Raw genomic sequence first — 16,460 nt, 5'->3', positions numbered from 1 at the left:
ACGGCGCGCGGCCCCGGGCCCGCTCACGCGGGAAGCTGCCGGCGCAGGATCTTGCCGGAGGCCGATTTGGGGATCGCGTCGAGGAATTCCACCGCCGCGAGATGCTTGTAGGACGAGAGCTTGGCGGCGACATGCGCCTTGACCTCGTCGGCGTCGATCTGGCTGTTCTGGGCGCGCACCACGAAGGCGACGGGCCGCTCGCCGGCCTCCTCGTCCTTGCGCGCGCGCACGGCGGCATCGGCGATCTGCGGATGGGCCAGGAGGAGCGCCTCGATCTCGGCGGGAGCGACCTGGAACCCCTTCACCTTGATCAGCTCCTTGACCCTTTCCTGGATGACGAAGTCACCGTCGTCATCGACGATCGCCAGATCGCCCGTGCGCAGCCAGCCATCCTCCACGATGGTCTCGCGGGTTGCCTGCTCGTTGTCGAGATAGCCGAGCATGACCTGCGGCCCCCGCACCCACAGCTCGCCTTCCTCTCCCGCCGCGCGGTCCTTGCCGGTCTCGGGATCGACGATCCGGCATTCGGTGCCCGCGAGAGGCCGACCGGAGGTGGCGGTCTTGCCGCTCAGGGGACGGCCCAGATGCGAGACCGGGCTCATTTCCGTCATGCCGTATCCCTGGATCACGTCGCAGCCCAGCCGCGCGGCGCAGGCATCGGCAAGCTCGGCCCCGAGGGGCGCCGCGCCCGACATGATCGTCTCGACGCTCGACAAATCATACTCCTCCACGGCCGGATGCTTGGCCAGGGCGAGGACGACGGGCGGCACGACGAAGAGCTTGCGTGCCTTGTGCTTCTGCGTCAGCTCGAGAAAGAGCGGCAGGTCGAAGCGGGGCAACGTGACCAGGTGGCCGCCCGAGGAGAGGTAGACGTTCATCATGACCGTCAGCCCGTAGATGTGGAAGAAGGGCAGGAAGGCGATCGTCGTCTCGTCCTCGGCGAAATCGAGGCCCGAGCGGACCTGCAGTGTGTTGGCCAGGAGGTTCCTGTGGCTGAGCATGACGCCCTTGGGCATGCCGGTCGTCCCAGATGAATAGGGCATCGCGGCCACGTCGGCATGCAGGTCGATCGGCGTCTGCTCGGGCATCGGCGATCCCATCAGATCGTCCAGCGTCAGGCTGCCCTGCGCCGCGCCGATCACGGCGATCTCGCGCACCCTGGATTCCTCGGCGCCCTGGCGTGCGGTCTCGAGGAAGGGCGCGGCCACGATCAGGAGCTCGGCCCCCGAATCGACGAGCTGGTGATTGAGCTCATGCGCCGTGTAGGTGGGGTTGACGGTGGTGATCGTGGCCCCGGCCCAGAGCACGGCGTGGAACACGAGGCAGTATTCGGGGATGTTCGGCGCCATCAGGGCGACCCGGCTGCCCGGTCCGATGCCCCGCTTGGCAAGCCCGCCGGCGAGCTTGCGGATCCCGGCGGCCAGTTCGGCGCCGCTCATGGATCGCCCGCTGGTCCCCTCCGTCAGCACCGTGGCACCGCCGCGCCGCTCCAAGGTTTCGAGCACCAGCGAGGTCACGCTGCGCTCGGGGATCGTCACATCTGCAGATTCGCTCTTGTAGAGCATGGTTGTCTCACTCCCCTGCGGCGGCACGCGGCCGCCGGTCCCTGTTACCGGCCATGCGCGGAGCCACCGGCCGCGGCCGCCCCGCTTCGGCGGCGCGATGACCGGCCCGCGCACGGCATGCCGTGACAGCATGGACCGGCGGGCCGCGGCATTCCAGCGCTGTCGTGACCGCGCGCCGCGCCGGGGCGGTCAGGGAAGCGACGTGCCGGACATCGCGAGCACGAGCGCCCATTCCTCGGGGCGCACGGGCTGCACCGAAAGCCGGCCGAAGCGTACCAGTGCCATCTGCGAAAGCTCGGGCCGGGCCTTGATCTGGGCCAGCGTCACGGGACGGGCGAGGGATTTGACGGCCCGTATGTCGACGCAGTCCCAGATGGGGGGCGCGCCCGGGGCGGTGCTGTCGGGATGGGCGGGGGCGATCACCTCGACGATGCCCACGACCGCGCGCTCGCGCTGCGAATGATAGAAGAGGCCCAGATCGCCCACCGCCATGCGGCGCATGTTGTTGCGCGCCTGGTAGTTGCGCACGCCCGACCATTCCTCGCCTTGCGCCCCGCGCGCCAGCTGCGCCTGCCACGACCATGCGGAAGGTTCGGATTTGAAGAGCCAGTGTTGCATGTCGCGCGCCCTCAGGCCTTGGCGCCCTTGCGCCCGCCACCCAGCAAGGCCGGCGCGCGCGCGTCGAGCGGCCATCGGGGCCGGGCCGAGAGGGTCCAGTCGTCGCGCGCGCCGGCACGCATCCGCTCGATGCCCGCCCACGCGATCATCGCGGCATTGTCGGTGCAAAGACGCAGCGGCGGCGCTGTGAAGGCGAGCCCGGCCTGCGCGCAGACCCGCTCCAGCGCCGAGCGCAGCTCGAGATTGGCCGCCACGCCGCCCGCCACGGCCAGCAGCGTCGGGACGGTCCCGCGCTCGGCGCAGAGCGCGATGGCCCGCCGCGCCTTCTCTGCCAGCACGTCGCGCATCGCGGCCTGGAACCCGGCGCACAGGTCCGCGCGCTCCTGCGCGGTGATCCCTCCCGAGCGCGCCACGCAGCCATCGCGCGCCCGCATCAGGGCGGTCTTCAGCCCCGAGAAGGACATGTCGGCCCCCGGCCGGTCAAGGAGCGGGCGGGGAAAGGCGAACCGGTCCGGATCGCCCTTCGCCGCCTCGGCCTCGACATGCGGGCCCCCCGGTTGCGGCAGGCCCAGCAGCCGGGCGGTCTTGTCGAAGGCCCCGCCCGGCGCGTCGTCGATCGTGCCGCCAAGGCGCACGAAGCTTTCCGGGCCCTCCACGATCAGGAACTGGCAATGGCCCCCTGAGACCAGCAGCATCAGGTAGGGATAGGGCGCCGTGCCCACCAGGCGCGGCGTCAGGGCATGCCCGGCAAGATGGTTCACCCCGACAAGCGGCAGGCCGGTCGCGGCGGCGAGGCCCTTGGCATGCATGACGCCGGACAGGACCCCCCCGATCAGTCCCGGGCCGGCGGTGACGGCGATCCCGTCGCATTCGCGCAGACCCAGTCCGGCCTCGGAAAGGGCCGCCTCGACCGCGAGATCGACCTTCTCGGCATGGGCGCGGGCGGCGATCTCCGGCACGACACCGCCGAAATCCGCGTGCAGCTCGGCCTGCCCGTAGACGATATTCGCCAGGATCCGGGGTTCGGTACCGGGCGCATGGCGCACGATCGCGGCCGCGGTGTCGTCGCAGCTGCTTTCGATGCCGAGTATGGTCAGCGTGTTGGTCATGATCCTGCCGGTTGCACGGGGGCCGCGGGGCGCGTAGCATCTGGGTGTCGCTCAGACAATGCCCCGCGGCGCACGATGTCGGCAAGCCTCGCCGGCAGGCCGCCCCGAACCCGCGAGGCCCCCGATGCCGCAGATGCCCGCCCTCCTGCTGACCCGCCCCGGCGCACAGTCGCATGGCTTCGCCCAGGATTGTCGCGCCGCCGGTTTCGCCGGAGACATCGTGGTCTCGCCGATCCTGTCGATCGTGCACTGCCGCCCGGACCGCCCGCTCGAGCCCGACGCGGCGGCGATCTTCACCTCGGTACACGGTGTCGAGGCGGCCGCCGCGCTCTGGCCGATGGCCGGGCGCAGGGCCTTCGCGGTGGGTGCGCGCACGGCGGCGGCGGCGCGGGCCGCCGGGGCGGTCTGCCTGTCCTCGGCGGGAGACATGGGCGACCTGGTGCGCCTGATCGTGAGGGAGGCGCCCGACGGGCCACTGCGCCATCTGCATGGCACGCATCTTGCCGGTGACCTGGCAGGGATGCTGGCGGCAGAGGGGTTCGATGCGGCCGGGATCACCGTCTATGCACAGGAAGCGGCGGCGCTATCAACGGCGGCGCTGGGGCTTCTGCGGGGTCGGGTGCCGGTCATCGTTCCGCTGTTCTCGCCGCGCTCGGCGATGCTTTTGTCATCGGCGAGCGCGGCGGCCGAGGCGCCGGTCCGGGCGGTGGCGATGAGCGCCGCCGTGGCGGCATGCTGGAACGGAACGACGCCGGCAAGTGTTGTTCCGATGCCCACGGCAAGGGCCATGCTGGATGAGATCTTGCGGATCGTCGTGCGTCTCGCGGCACAGACCTGACCGCTCCGGCGGGCTTGTTGACCGGGATACGGAACTATAAGGTCGATTTTGGCTTGCGCTGGCGTATCTTATTACCGGAATGACAATCACGAGAGGTGTGACGACCGTGGCAAAATCGAGGAAACCGGCGTCTTCGTCGGCGAAACGGGCCCGTCAAGACGGGACTTCTACCGCTAATGCCACGGGGCAGGACACCGAGATCGACCGGCTCGACGCGGCGAGTGCCCGGCTATCCGGCGCGCCCGATCGCGGCGATACCGCGGCAGGTTCCGAAGGGGTCGAGGGCAAGGCCGCGGGCGATGCCTCCTCCGCCGGGACGACCGGTCCGGGCTCGACATCGGATGCCGCATCCGGCACCGCGCCGGGACACGGCGACGCTCCGACGGGACGTGATGCGGAAAAGACCGCGCCGATGGCGGATGGACCGGGTGCCGGCGCCTCCCCCTCCGAGCCGGGCCTCAACGAGCCGGTCGGCGTTTCCGCCGCGCCCGCGCCGTTGTCGAAGGCCGCGGGCACGGATGCCGAGTCGAAAGCCTCGGACAAGGATGCCGCCGCGCCCAGGGATGCGGGATCGGCCGGAAAGACGGATATGACAAAGACGAACACGCCTGAAACCGACATGACAAAGAACGACAGGGCGAATGCGGGCGTGACGGGAACGCCGTCCTCCGGCAGTGCCACCGCCGCCGGCGCCAAATCCGAAACCTCCAAATCCGAAGCCGGCAAGCCCGAAGCCGGCAAATCCGAAACCGGCATGGCCACGAGCAGCTCCGTGCCGCGCTCCGGCCGCGGGCCGGGCGCGCGCGATGCCGATGCCGCCACCACCCAAGGCGGCGCGGCCGCCCGCTCGGGCGATGGCGGCGCGGATGCGACCGGACATGGCGGAGGGTCTTCGACCCCGCCCCGCACCCCGCGGATGAAATCGGGACCGGGCTTCATGACGATGCTGCTTGGCGGTATCGCGGCCGGCGCGATCGGCTATCTTGCCGCCTATTACACGGAGTTCCGCCCCTTCACGACCGAGCAAACCACCGATGAGGCGCAGTCCGATCCGCTGACGGTTCGGCTCGACGAGCAGGCCGCGCGCATCGCGGCGCTGCAGGATGAGCTGGCGCAAATGTCGCAGGCTCCGCAGGATGACCGTCTTGCCGGCGTGAACGAGACCGTGGGCGGGCTTCAGACCGAACTCAACGATCTGCGCGAAGCGGTCGCCGGCCTTTCCGGCAACGAGACCCCCGCCGCCACGCAGGAAGCGCTGGAGGAGATCCGGCGCAGCGCGGCGGAAGGCAGCGCGGCCCTTTCCGCGCGGCTCGAGGAGATCGCGGGGCAGGGCGGCACGCAGGATGCGCAGGGCCTTGCCGAGTTCGACAGTCGCCTTTCGACCGTGACCGAACAGCTCGGCGCGCTCGCCGCGCAGATCGAGGCACAGGAATTCCCCAGCACCGAGGATCTTGCCGCGCTCGAGAGCCGGGTCTCCCAGATCAACGGGCAGATCGACGAGCGCATCGCGCAGCTTGACCAGGAAATCGAGAGCCGTATCGCCGAGTTGAACGGCACCATCGAGGCGCAGGCCGCCCAGATCGCCGAGGCCGAGGCCGCGGCGGAGGAGGAGACGCGGCGCGTCTCGAGCCGCGCCGCGCTGTCGCAGATCGAGGCGGCCCTCGAGAACGGCACGGCCTATCAGGACGCGCTGGGCGCCTTCGAGGCGAGCAGCGATGCGCAGGTGCCCCAGGCCCTCGCCGATCCCGCGCCGGAGGGCGTGGCCACCCTCGCGCAGCTTCAGGCCGAGTATCCCGACCTGGCGCGGGCCGGGCTCGACGCGTCCCTGTCGCAGACGGCGGGCGATGGCGCACTCAACCGCATCGGTGCCTTCCTCAAGTCCCAGACCGGGGCGCGCTCGCTCAGCGAGAAGGAAGGCGCGGATGCCGATGCGATCCTGTCGCGGGCCGAGGCGCGCCTTCGCGAAGGTGATCTCGCCGCTGCCGTCGAAGAACTCCAGGCGCTGCCCCAATCCGGCCGCGAGGCCATGGATACATGGCTCTCACGCGCCACACGACGGCTCGAGGCGCGCGCTGCGCTCTCGGATCTGACCGCCCAACTGTCCAGCAACTGAGGACGTCCGAATGCTCTGGTCCCTTATCAAGATCGTCCTCTTCATCGCTGTCGTCGTGGCGTTGACCATCGGGGCGGGTTACCTGCTCGAAACCGACGGTGCCATCAGGGTCGCCTTCGGCGGCACCGAATTCACCCTCGGCCCGCTCCAGGCGGCCATCGCCGCGGCGCTTCTCGTCCTCGCCGTCTGGATCGTCATCAAGATCCTCGGAATGCTTCTGGCCGTGATCCGTTTTCTCAACGGTGATCAGACGGCCCTGTCGCGCCACTTCGCGCGCCGCCGCGAATCGAAGGGCTATCGTGCCCTTGCCGACGGAATGCTCGCGCTGGCTTCCGGGGAGGGGCGGGTCGCTCTTTCCAAGGCGGAGAAGGCCGAGAAATATCTGCACCGTCCCGAACTGACCAATCTCATCACCGCGCAGGCGGCGGAGATGGTCGGTGACAAGCGCCGCGCGGAGACTGTCTACAAGGAGCTGCTTGCCGACGATCGCACGCGCTTCGTGGGTGTGCGCGGCCTGCTCAAGCACAAGCTCGACGAGGGCGATACGGATACCGCGCTCAAGCTCGCCGAGAAGGCGTTCGCCCTGAAGCCCAAGCATGACGAGACGCAGGATATCCTGCTGCGCCTTCAGGCGGGCAAGGAAGACTGGGGCGGCGCGCGGCGCACGCTTGGCGCCAAGCTCAAGCACGGCACCCTGCCGCGCGATGTCTACAAGCGCCGCGACGCGGTCCTCGCCCTTTCGGAAGCGAACGAGGATGGCGGCCCGGCGATGAGCATGGCGGCCCGCGATCACGCCATCGAGGCGAACCGTCTGTCGCCCGACCTGATCCCGGCCGCCGTCCTGGCCGCGAAGGCCTATATCGCCAACAATCAGCAGCGCTATGCCACGCGGGTGATCAAGAAGGCCTGGGAGAATCAGCCGCATCCCGATCTCGCCGCGGTATTCGCCAAGATCGAGCCCAACGAGACGCCGGAGGCCAGGATCAGGCGCTTCGGCACCCTCACGCGCATCCACCCAGAGGATCCCGAAACGCGGATGCTGCTCGCCGAGCTGCATATCGCGAACGAGGATTTCCCCGCGGCGCGCCGGGCGCTCGGCGATCTGGCCACCAGCCACCCCACGGCGCGCTCCGTCACCATCATGGCGGCGATCGAGCGGGGCGAGGGCGCGAGCGACGCGATCGTGCGCGGTTGGCTGACCCGTGCGCTGAGCGTCTCGCGCGGGCCGCAATGGGTGTGCGACAACTGTCAGAACATCCATTCCGACTGGTCGCCCGTCTGCGAGAATTGCGGCGCCTTCGACACGCTGAGCTGGCGCGAGCCGCATAGCGGCACCACGGTCCTCCCCGGATCGCCGGAAATGCTGCCGCTCATCGTGGGGCAGGTCGAGGAGCAGGGGACGGTCGTCGAAACCGATCGCTCGCATGAGGACACACAGACCGCGTCGGCGCCCTCCACCGGCGGCGCGCAGGGTGTGTCCGCTTCCGCTTCGAAAGCGCCCGGCAGCGAGGATCCGACGCTCGCTCCCGTGCCAGAACGCGCACCGGCCGATGACACGGCACCGATCGTCACGCCTGCCGGACCCGGCGCGCCGGCGAGTTCGGACGCCGCGACGACCCCGGCACAGGCGGACGAACGCAAGACCGGCGTCGTCTGATGTGAAAACAGCTCTTTTCCCCCGGCGCAAAGCTTGCTAAGAGCGCGCCGGGGCCGCTGTAGCTCAGCTGGTAGAGCACGTCATTCGTAATGATGGGGTCGGGGGTTCGAGTCCCTTCAGCGGCACCACTTGCCCCCACCGGGGCATTGTTCCGGTTCAGCCCCTCTCCCAGTTCATCGTTGATCGTCCGCAGCCCCGGCCGAAGCCTTGCGCGTCGCGGATAGCGCTTGCGCTTTCATGCTCGGGCTGCCATGGCCCCGGGCTTGCGACAGACCGCCACGCGGCAGCCCGCTGCCGGCCCGGCGCTTGAGGAGATTGACCACAGTGACCCGACCCAACCTGCTCACCCTGTCATGCGTCAACCGTCCCGGCATCGTGGCGGCGGTGACGAGCCTTCTTGCCCGGCACGGGGGCAATATCGTCGAGGCCGCGCAGTTCGACGATCCCGAGACCGGGCGGTTCTTCATGCGTCTGGCCTTCGATGCCATGGCGCCAAAGGAGTTCGAAGCTTTCCGTGAGGCGTTCGCGCCCTGCGCCGAGCAATTCGGAATGGACCACATGTTGCGCCGCGGCGATACGCGCCGGAAGGTGCTGCTGCTGGTGAGCAAGTTCGATCACTGTCTTGTCGATCTGCTTTATCGCCACCGGATCGGCGAGTTGCCGATGGAGCTTGTCGGCATCGCGGGCAACCACCCGCTCGAGGCGCTCGATCTCGGCCCGCTGGGCGATGTGCCCTACACGCATCTGCCGATCACCCGCGACACCAAGCCCGCGCAGGAGGCGCGAATCAAGGAGCTGGTCGATGCCACCGGGGCCGAGCTGGTGGTTCTCGCCCGCTACATGCAGATCCTGTCGGACGATCTGGCGAGGTTCCTGTCGGGGCGCTGCATCAACATCCACCACTCGTTCCTGCCGGGCTTCAAGGGCGCCAGGCCCTATCACCAAGCCCATGCGCGGGGGGTGAAGCTGATCGGTGCGACGGCGCATTTCGTCACCTCCGACCTGGATGAGGGGCCGATCATCGAACAGGATGTCGAGCGGATCACCCATGTCGACAGCCCGGATGACCTGGTGCGCAAGGGACGCGACATCGAGCGCCGCGTCCTGGCGCGCGCGGTGTCCTCCTTCCTGGAGGATAGGGTGCTCATCAATGGCAGCAAGACGGTTGTCTTCGGCCGCTGAGCGGGGCGCGCGGAAGGGCGGCGGCTAGTTGCCCACGAGGCCCCCAAGCCAGCCCTTCAGCCCGCCCTGCTCCGCCTTGCCGGCCGCGTGCTGGGCGTTGTTGATCAACCCGTTCACGTAGAGCACCAAGTTCGTGTCTGTGAACGCGAGCCCGTGGAAACGCCCGGCGAGTTCACCCTCCTGGTCGATGACGAATGTCACGACGCCGTGCATCATCTCATCGCTCATCTCGCTGGTCATGAAGTCGACGCCGTAGGCCCTGGCCAGTTCGCGGGTGACATCGGCCGCGTCGTCGGGACCGGCCGTCAGGATACGCCAGTTCGCACCGTCGAGCCCGTGCAGTTCGCCGTAGCCGGCGAGCACTTCGGGCGTGTCCTCTTCGGGATCGGTGGTGATCGAGACGAATTCCACCATGTCCTTCATCGCCGAGGCGTTGATCAACTCCTGGACATCGGCGATCTTCTGGCTGTGGAGGGGGCAGAAATCGGGACAGCTCGCATAGATGAAGTTCAGGATGACGATCTTGCCCCTCAGCTCATCGAGCGAGACGGGGGTGCCCTGCGCGTCGACGAGCGCGAAGCCGGGCGCGGTCTCGTGATCCGCGGGTTGGAAATAGGTTTCTTTCTCGAACATCTCGCGGTCGAGATGCGCGCCGGGATGATCGGCCGCGGCGGGCGGGGCCAGCGACATCGCGAGGCCCGCGGCCAGGATCAGACGTTTCACGTGCATCATTTCTCGACCTTTCGTTGCGCGCACGGTTGCGCCGGTGAACGGTGTATCGCCGCCGGGTCCGCTGAACGCGCCCGGTCATACTGTCGCAGTCCAAGCGTTGCCAATCTGAAAAACACGACCCGTTTCCCAAAGAAAGTCATACCCGGCCATAAGCGGGGGACGCATTCTTGCGGACAATATAGGGGAGCCGACTTTGGTGCCCAGGAGAGGCTGTCCTGAGGGAGATCCGGTTTTTCCCTGTCGGACAAGATGAACCCAAGTTTTCAGGGCGAAACCGCTCCATCTGGCGACGGGTGGGGTTCCTGAAAACCGCCCAAATGTGGGGCACTTTGTGGGGCAGATCCTGTGCCAACGACTACCGCCGATTACCTCGATCTTCGAGGAAAGACCTACTACCTTCGAATGCGCGTCCCGGCTGAGTTCGCCGATGTCGAGCCGCTCGACGAGATCAACCGATCTCTGAAGACTCGCGACAGAGTTGAGGCTGAAGCGCAGTGCGCGATCATGCGGGCAGCGCTCATCAACGAATGGCGGGCACGGCGCGCTGGAAAGGCCGCCGACACCCGCGCGATCTTTGATACGTCGATCGAGTTGCTCAAGGGCTGGGGCATGTCGTTTAGCCCCATGGATGATCTCCTCAACGGCCCCGTCGACGACCTTCTCTCGCGGATCGAGGCGATCGCAAATTTGGAACCCAACTCGGCGGCCATTCCGGCGGCCCTCGGGGCCATCGATCTGCCGGACGCCACTCTTGAAGAGATGGCGAAACGGATGCCGGTGTTGAGGGAGGCGGAAATCCGGGCCAAGAATGATCGTCAGCGTCGCGAGTGGCTCGGCAACTACAAGCGGGCAGCCAAGGACTTCGCCACCCACATCGGGAAGCGGACAGTCCTCACGATCTCCGAGCAAGACGCCGCTGACTACGAAGACTTCTGGAAGAAGCGCGCCAGGTCCGGCGCCGTCACTACCAACTACGCGAACAAGCAGGTGCGCTACGTTCGCCAGATGATTGACGCGCACTTCGAGGATATCCGGCTTCCCAAGAGCAAGCGGATCAACGTGTTCAAGGACATGCGCGTGGAGAAGCTCGCTCACGAGGACGGCGACGAGCGGAAGAAGCTTCCTTTGCCGGAGCTTTGGATCAAAGAGCGACTGGTTCGGGACCGAATTCTCGAAGGGCTGGATCAGGAGGCCTCCGACATCGCCATTATCGCGGCGATCTGCGGGTGCCGGGCGTCCGAGATCTACGATCTGCCGGAAGCAGACATCCATCTTGATGATCCGATCCCGCATCTCATGCTACAGGTCGTCAAGGAGGGCCCCGATCGCCGGCAACTGAAAGGTCCGTCTTCGAAGCGCGCAGTGGTCCTGTTGGGACCGGCGCTGGAGGCCATGCGTCGTCATCCGCGTGGCTTCACCCAATACCGGGGGAAAGCGACCTACTCGGGCAAGGTGAATGGCTTTCTGCGTGACAACGGTCTCTTTCCTCCTTTGCCGGAGGACAAGAAGGACGACCGCTACGTCATCAGCGGCACCCGACACTCCTTTGAGGATCGCATGGGGAAAGTTGGGATGCCCAACGAGGAGCGGGCTTATCTCATGGGGCACTCGATCGGTCGCGTCCGGGGACGCCCAGTCTATGGAAGCGATCTTGACCTGCGCATTCGCGCACTTCTTCAGGAAATGATCACGTTCGAGACCCATGACTGGAAACCCCGACCAGTAAAGCGCCTCTGGAAGGAGATCGACCGACTGATCGAGGCGGAGGGTTTCCGGCTGAAGTAGACCGCTCAAGATCCTATCGTCTTGGCAGCGCATTTCATCGGCCGCATCGCAAGCGGTGGGTCAAGGGCGTGTCAGCTGGCGCAGTAGAAGGAGTGGAGGCCAACACGCCTGCCCATGGTGATCCTTCCATGGACACGGGCCATTCGACCCTCAAGGACGGCGCCCCTTCGCGGGGCGCCGTGATGCTCATCCGTCGATCAGGTTCTCCGCAACGCGCGCCGCGCCGGCGGCGCTGAGTGCTGCGGCGACGAGATCGTAGAGCAGATCGAGTTCGCCGATGGCCGCGACGAGAGGCTGTGCGCCGGGCTCGCGGAAGATGCTCTCGTAGCCGCCGCGGACGTGGTTCTCGTCTGCATGGAAGTAGACGTGCGTGCGGTCTTTGACCTGCCCGCCGAGCCGCTCGATGAGCGCCTTGAGATCCCGGGCGAAGCTGTCGTCGAAGATGTCGCGACGTGCGATCTTGCTCGCGATCATGGACGGGAACGCGCGCTGCGCAGGTGGCAGCTCCGGCATGACGGTGTCGTAGAGTTCGTTCGCGACGGCATCGGCCTGCAACAGCGCCGCAGTGACGAGCCCAGTGATCAGATTGGGCGTCATGTCGATGCCGTCGATCAGGGCGGAGAAGCGGGGGAGCGTGAGGGGCCGGCTCACGCCGCCACACCCGGGGTGACCTGCTCGGGCGCTTCCTCGCGGTATGCGTCGAGTGCATCGGCGAGGCCGTCGGCGAGGATGCAGATCTCCTCGACAACCGGTTCGGTCGGATCGAGCACTGCGAAGCAGGCGGCTTCGATCCGATGCGGCTCATGCACATGCTCGAGCGTGAGAAGGTCGACCAGATCGTCGAGCGCGCGCATCGTGCGTCCTGTCGGGCGGCCGGGGACGGCCAGACCGTCCAGCGCCGTCAGGGCGGTGCGCACTCCCGGCGCCGCGCCCAAGAGCGCGGCGGCGCAGGCGAGCCCTTCGGCGTTCTCGGCAGCGAAGGATCGCAGGTCCCCGAGAGCGGGCGACAGTGGGGTGGCGATGGTGTTGGTGAAGTCGAACATGGTGTCTCCATTCTTCGGAGTGTTCCGGCTGGGGCCGGGTCAATGTTCGGATGTTCGATCCACCTCTTCCTCGAGCCGGCGCGTCCCTCCTTCCCGTTCGGCTCTCACCCGAGGAGCTGGGCGGGAAGGAGGGACCTACGCGGACCGCCTCTTCTTTCCCGGCGCAGCCGGATGCGCGGCTCTGTCCGCGGGACCGCGGTCACGGCCTGACGGGGAGAGTGTCGAGAGGGGTGCCCCCTCTCGACCTTTCGCCTCCCCCAGCACGCATTGCACCATCGTGACCAAGATCAGGCGTCTATTCACGCCTACTGCTCCAAAAAAGTGCGACCCGGGGCATAAAGATTGGCTTGCCGCTTTTTCGTCTGCGAGGGCTCGATCCAATCTTCCGAACTCCAAGAGATAATGGAGATCCAAATGATCCTTTGCCCCTGCCCAAGCCCACGACCTTTGGTCGAGGCCGCGTCCGCGGCCGCATACGAAATTCGCGAGGCAGCTCGCAAAATGACGCTCGAGAAACTCGAGCGCTTCATGACACCGGACCATGGCGCTTCCATCGGCGTGCTCGTGTCTGTGCAATGCGGGCAGGATGGCACCTTCGAGGCGGCAAGCTTCGAAGTGGCCGCTGAGCCCTCTTCAGTGCCTCCCCACGCGTTCCATTGTTCCATGTCACTGGCGGAGGGTTTCTGGCGGGCCGAGCATGATCTGAGCCGGGCAGCGGAGGATTTCTGGTTCGCACACGAGGTCACCCGCCGACGTAGCGCGCATGGCCGAGAACTCGCTGCCCTGACGGTAGAGGAACTGGAGGCGATTTCAGGCTATCGGAGACCGGTGCACGATTTCGACGGCTCGAAACACTTAAATGACGCCGTTTTGACAGAGATCGCCAAGAACGAGCGTGAGGCACGTTGCGACGAGTCGGCCCATGCGCGAATGGAAGCGGTCGCCGCCCTCGCTGAAGCGAAGGAGTTTCTGGCCGTTGAAGCACTGCGAGCCAGCGCCTGGTGGGACAGCCTGGCGCCCCACGACCGGAGTAGACTTCCACATTATGACTGCAAGGATCTACCCACGGCCTCACGAGCCATCTTCACCTACCGGGATTTCCTTGAGAAGAGTCGTAAGAGGCTTCCTGGGGGGACCTGCCGCGTCGATCTCGGCCAGCTTCAGGCCGCGAAGAGGTCCAAACGCGCCGGCGGCGGAAAGTCATCCGCACGGAAAGTAGCATAGGCCCGCTCAGGCTCACGCGCCGCCATGCGCCGTGATGTCGTTGGCGACGCCAGGGGAACTGCCAGGGGGGCTCTTGCCTTAGTGGAAAGCTTTCTTTGGGGGACCACTGACCCAGCCCCTCAATCATTTCTGACGCGGACCCTTTCGGGCGCGTAGCGCTTAACCCGGAGAGGTTCGCCGGGCGGTGGCGGCGCATCTGGATCACGAGGGGCCTCCAGATCAACGGGCCGCTCGAATGCGTCCCCCGAACCTTCGGGCGACGCATCAGAGTTCTGCGCCCACGCCAGCGCGGCATCCATCGCATCGCCCGCTACAGGAGCATCCACCGCGCCGGCTTGCGCGAGTGCGAGAGCACGCTCATCGGCCGTCGTAGCTTCCCGAAGTTTTTTCTTGTCGACTTCGGCCTGCGCCCGCCGCCGCTGCTCGTTCTCTTGAGCGACGCGTTCGGACTCGCCCTCGAGCCGAGCCTTCTTGCGAGCGAGGCGGCGGAGTTCGAACCAGGTCTCCCACCGCATCTCGTTTTCTTCGCGCACCATCGCGTTGCGCCCCGCGACCAAGGGCTCGTCGAAGAGGTCCATCGCTTTCCGGAGTTTTGCTGTCCGGCGAGGTCCCGCGTGTTCTTGCGCCTGTAAGTCTTCTGGCGCATCGCCCGCGGCCGCCATGTCCTTGTAGGACCGGAGGTCGATCCTCGCGTGAGACCCGGCTCTCTCCAGCGCGGCGTTTGTCCGCCGCTCCCACTCGGCACGGATCGCCTTGACCTCCTTAGCCCCTGTAGCCTTGTCATCGAGGGTTCGGGTCTTCTTGCCAAACACTCCAGTGTCGCGATCGACTTCCCGCACTGTCCATCGGATGTGAGCGTGAAAATTCAGGTTCGTTCTGTCGGGATCGTTGAGAGCATCGAGGTAATTTTTCCGCCCCTCGTCAGAGTTGCGCCCTTTCCAAAGGTGCTTACCCACGCCCTCATCAAGAAACGTTGGCGCATGCACAACCCATTGAGCCGCCACACCGTAGCGATCCTTCAGGAAGAGACAGAACCCTCGAACCAGGCGCAGCTGATCGTCGAGCGGCAGCTCGGCAGGCAGCGCGGGCCGCAGTTCCCGAGCGACACGCGCATTGATGCGACTCTCGCTCGCCTCGGCCGCATTCCAGAGTTCCTCTGCGCTACCATCCCAGTGGACAAGACCCTCGCCAAGCAGGCCAGGCACGCTGCGGTAATTGTAAATGAGGCCGGTCCGTTGGTCCGTCATGCGGGAGCGTGAGGCGTAGGCGGCAGCCGCGACCGACGAGCGCCCGTCTGACCGCGACAGGACAAAGAGAGGGCAGTGGCTCGCAGGATGAAGCTTTGTCTGTTCCATGGAGTGGAGATCGGGCCTGCAACCGATCTCCGCTGAAGAAAAGCCCGCGGCAGGCGCGCTGCAAACCTTCGGTTTGCGTAATTGCGCCCTTGGCTTTGGCCGCGGGCTTGGCGGGGTCTCTCGGTGGGACCCGAAAATCTCCCATCAAAAGAGGTGCGGCCCACCGGAGCAGGCACGATCTCCCCCTCGTCAAATCATGCGGCGAAAGGAACGGCCATGTCCAAGATCGACGACAGGATCGCGAAGATCGAGAAAGAGATGGAGCAGCGACGCGCTCGGTTGAAGGATCTGAAGGCCGAGGCAACCAAGCAGGAGCGCAAGGACGACGTGCGCCGAAAGGTGCTTTACGGGGCGGCCTATCTGGCCGGGCTCGAGACCTTGTCGGAGGATGCGCGCAGGCGCAGTCTGGCCCGCGTCGAGGCGCACATCACGCGTCCGAAGGACCGGGTCTTTCTCGGGTTGCCCGCATTGGACAAGAAGAATGAAGCGCCCAGGAAGCCGGAGGATAGATCGGGCGAGACGCCCGGTCTCCCCTTCGGGAATTCCTGAGCGGCTCGCATGAAATCAGGAGATGCGGCGGCCGGAGGGCTTCTCAACATGCAGGCGGAATTCGTGAGAGCCGAGCTTCTCGAAGACGACGGTGTCTCCGACCTCCGCGCCGCTGTCGTCAAGCACGAGCTTCGCGAAGGACCGATCTCGAAAGAACCCTCGCGGCGCCTTGTCATGCGGATACCGGGGGATGTCGGTCGCGACAGAATGATGTCGCCAGTGCAGCTTCAGCGCGGAGGGGGCGGCATCGGCCTTGTCGTTCGAGCCGATGACATCGTGGGGCAGCAGATGCCGGAAGGGAGTCACCGTGATACGGAAGGCGTTGAGGTTTCCCTCGGTGATGGGGGCGCTGCGATACTCGGTCGTCATCCTGATGCCACCCTCTTGCGATCACGCTTCGCCTTGGGGGCGGCGGCGCGAGCTTCGCGGATGCGGGCGAGGAGGGCTTCGACGGGTTCGTCGTCGGGGTCCTGGGGGACGAGCTCTCCGCGGAAGGCCTTGGCCAGCAGGCGCTCGTCGAGCGTTCGAGGAGATGGGCGGCGCGGCTGGCCTCATCGGTGATCCGGTCGATGCGGGCGAAGGCGGCTTCGATCCGCCAGACGATTACCGTAAGCGTTAGCTGAACAGCACCAGCGGTTCAGCTTGACGGCTTGAAGTTCCACGGCAGCAGGTCGTCGAGGCGGCTTTGCG

The 16,460-nt window shown here is 66.6% G+C and carries 15 protein-coding genes and 1 tRNA gene; 8 read left to right on the top strand and 8 right to left on the bottom strand.

Translation table 11 applies throughout. The annotated features are described in order from the left end of the window. Positions 1-23: 23 nt before the first annotated feature. From PMES_RS05070 to tsaD, 3 genes are all read right to left on the bottom strand, one after another. A complete protein-coding gene (locus PMES_RS05070; protein WP_159964442.1) occupies positions 24-1,565 on the bottom strand; it encodes an AMP-binding protein in 1,542 nt (513 codons plus the stop codon). 189 nt (positions 1,566-1,754) lie between these two features. Then, the gene (locus PMES_RS05065; RefSeq protein WP_159964441.1) at positions 1,755-2,183 is read right to left on the bottom strand and encodes an EVE domain-containing protein; all 429 of its coding nucleotides are present in this window, start codon (positions 2,181-2,183) and stop codon (positions 1,755-1,757) included. 11 nt (positions 2,184-2,194) lie between these two features. Continuing rightward, positions 2,195-3,292: a tRNA (adenosine(37)-N6)-threonylcarbamoyltransferase complex transferase subunit TsaD gene (gene tsaD / locus PMES_RS05060; protein ID WP_159964440.1), complete on the bottom strand. Its 1,098-nt coding sequence runs from the start codon at positions 3,290-3,292 to the stop codon at positions 2,195-2,197. A 124-nt stretch (positions 3,293-3,416) separates the two neighbouring features. Here tsaD and PMES_RS05055 point away from each other — a divergent pair, with 124 nt between their 5' ends. The 5 genes from PMES_RS05055 to purU all read left to right on the top strand — a co-directional run bounded on the left by PMES_RS05055 (position 3,417) and on the right by purU (position 9,082). Continuing rightward, complete coding sequence (locus PMES_RS05055) at positions 3,417-4,130, top strand: uroporphyrinogen-III synthase (protein WP_159964439.1); 714 nt, start codon at positions 3,417-3,419, stop codon at positions 4,128-4,130. A gap of 106 nt (positions 4,131-4,236) precedes the next feature. After that, entirely contained in the window at positions 4,237-6,243 is a 2,007-nt protein-coding gene (locus PMES_RS05050; RefSeq protein WP_159964438.1) for a hypothetical protein, read from the top strand. A 10-nt stretch (positions 6,244-6,253) separates the two neighbouring features. Beyond that, on the top strand, positions 6,254-7,900 hold the full coding sequence (locus PMES_RS05045; protein ID WP_159964437.1) for a heme biosynthesis protein HemY: 1,647 nt from the start codon (positions 6,254-6,256) through the stop codon (positions 7,898-7,900). Positions 7,901-7,952: 52 nt separating this feature from the next. After that, a tRNA-Thr gene (locus tag PMES_RS05040) sits at positions 7,953-8,028 on the top strand. A gap of 196 nt (positions 8,029-8,224) precedes the next feature. Further along, positions 8,225-9,082 carry a formyltetrahydrofolate deformylase gene (gene purU, locus PMES_RS05035; RefSeq protein WP_159964436.1) on the top strand — a complete coding sequence of 286 codons (858 nt, stop codon included), beginning with the start codon at positions 8,225-8,227 and terminating at the stop codon, positions 9,080-9,082. 24 nt (positions 9,083-9,106) lie between these two features. Here the strand turns inward: purU and PMES_RS05030 are convergent, their stop codons facing one another. Further along, positions 9,107-9,811: an SCO family protein gene (locus tag PMES_RS05030; RefSeq protein WP_438943225.1), complete on the bottom strand. Its 705-nt coding sequence runs from the start codon at positions 9,809-9,811 to the stop codon at positions 9,107-9,109. 348 nt (positions 9,812-10,159) lie between these two features. Between PMES_RS05030 and PMES_RS05025 the strand changes: the two genes are divergently transcribed. Further along, the gene (locus PMES_RS05025) at positions 10,160-11,599 is read left to right on the top strand and encodes a DUF6538 domain-containing protein (RefSeq protein WP_159964434.1); all 1,440 of its coding nucleotides are present in this window, start codon (positions 10,160-10,162) and stop codon (positions 11,597-11,599) included. A 186-nt stretch (positions 11,600-11,785) separates the two neighbouring features. On the opposite strand, the gene PMES_RS05020 is transcribed toward PMES_RS05025, so the two are convergent. After that, positions 11,786-12,250: a hypothetical protein gene (locus tag PMES_RS05020; protein ID WP_159964433.1), complete on the bottom strand. Its 465-nt coding sequence runs from the start codon at positions 12,248-12,250 to the stop codon at positions 11,786-11,788. Continuing rightward, positions 12,247-12,642: a hypothetical protein gene (locus PMES_RS05015; RefSeq protein ID WP_159964432.1), complete on the bottom strand. Its 396-nt coding sequence runs from the start codon at positions 12,640-12,642 to the stop codon at positions 12,247-12,249. Before PMES_RS05015 ends, PMES_RS05020 begins: the two co-directional genes overlap by 4 nt. 501 nt (positions 12,643-13,143) lie before the next feature. Here PMES_RS05015 and PMES_RS05010 point away from each other — a divergent pair. Further along, positions 13,144-13,866, top strand: a complete 723-nt coding sequence (locus PMES_RS05010; protein ID WP_159964431.1) for a hypothetical protein — start codon at positions 13,144-13,146, stop codon at positions 13,864-13,866. Positions 13,867-13,985: 119 nt separating this feature from the next. On the opposite strand, the gene PMES_RS05005 is transcribed toward PMES_RS05010, so the two are convergent. Next, positions 13,986-15,221: a MobA/MobL family protein gene (locus tag PMES_RS05005; protein ID WP_159964430.1), complete on the bottom strand. Its 1,236-nt coding sequence runs from the start codon at positions 15,219-15,221 to the stop codon at positions 13,986-13,988. 216 nt (positions 15,222-15,437) lie between these two features. On the opposite strand from PMES_RS05005, the gene PMES_RS05000 reads away from it, so the two are divergent. Then, a complete protein-coding gene (locus PMES_RS05000) occupies positions 15,438-15,770 on the top strand; it encodes a hypothetical protein (RefSeq protein ID WP_159964429.1) in 333 nt (110 codons plus the stop codon). Between the two features lie 15 nt (positions 15,771-15,785). Here PMES_RS05000 and PMES_RS04995 read toward each other — a convergent pair whose 3' ends face one another. After that, positions 15,786-16,139, bottom strand: a complete 354-nt coding sequence (locus PMES_RS04995) for a hypothetical protein (protein ID WP_159964428.1) — start codon at positions 16,137-16,139, stop codon at positions 15,786-15,788. Positions 16,140-16,460 lie beyond the last annotated feature (321 nt).

Origin of the sequence: Profundibacterium mesophilum KAUST100406-0324, assembly GCF_009835145.1 — a bacterium.
Taxonomy (GTDB): Bacteria; Pseudomonadota; Alphaproteobacteria; order Rhodobacterales; family Rhodobacteraceae; genus Profundibacterium; species Profundibacterium mesophilum.
This window is presented reverse-complemented; position numbering and strand designations above follow the sequence as displayed.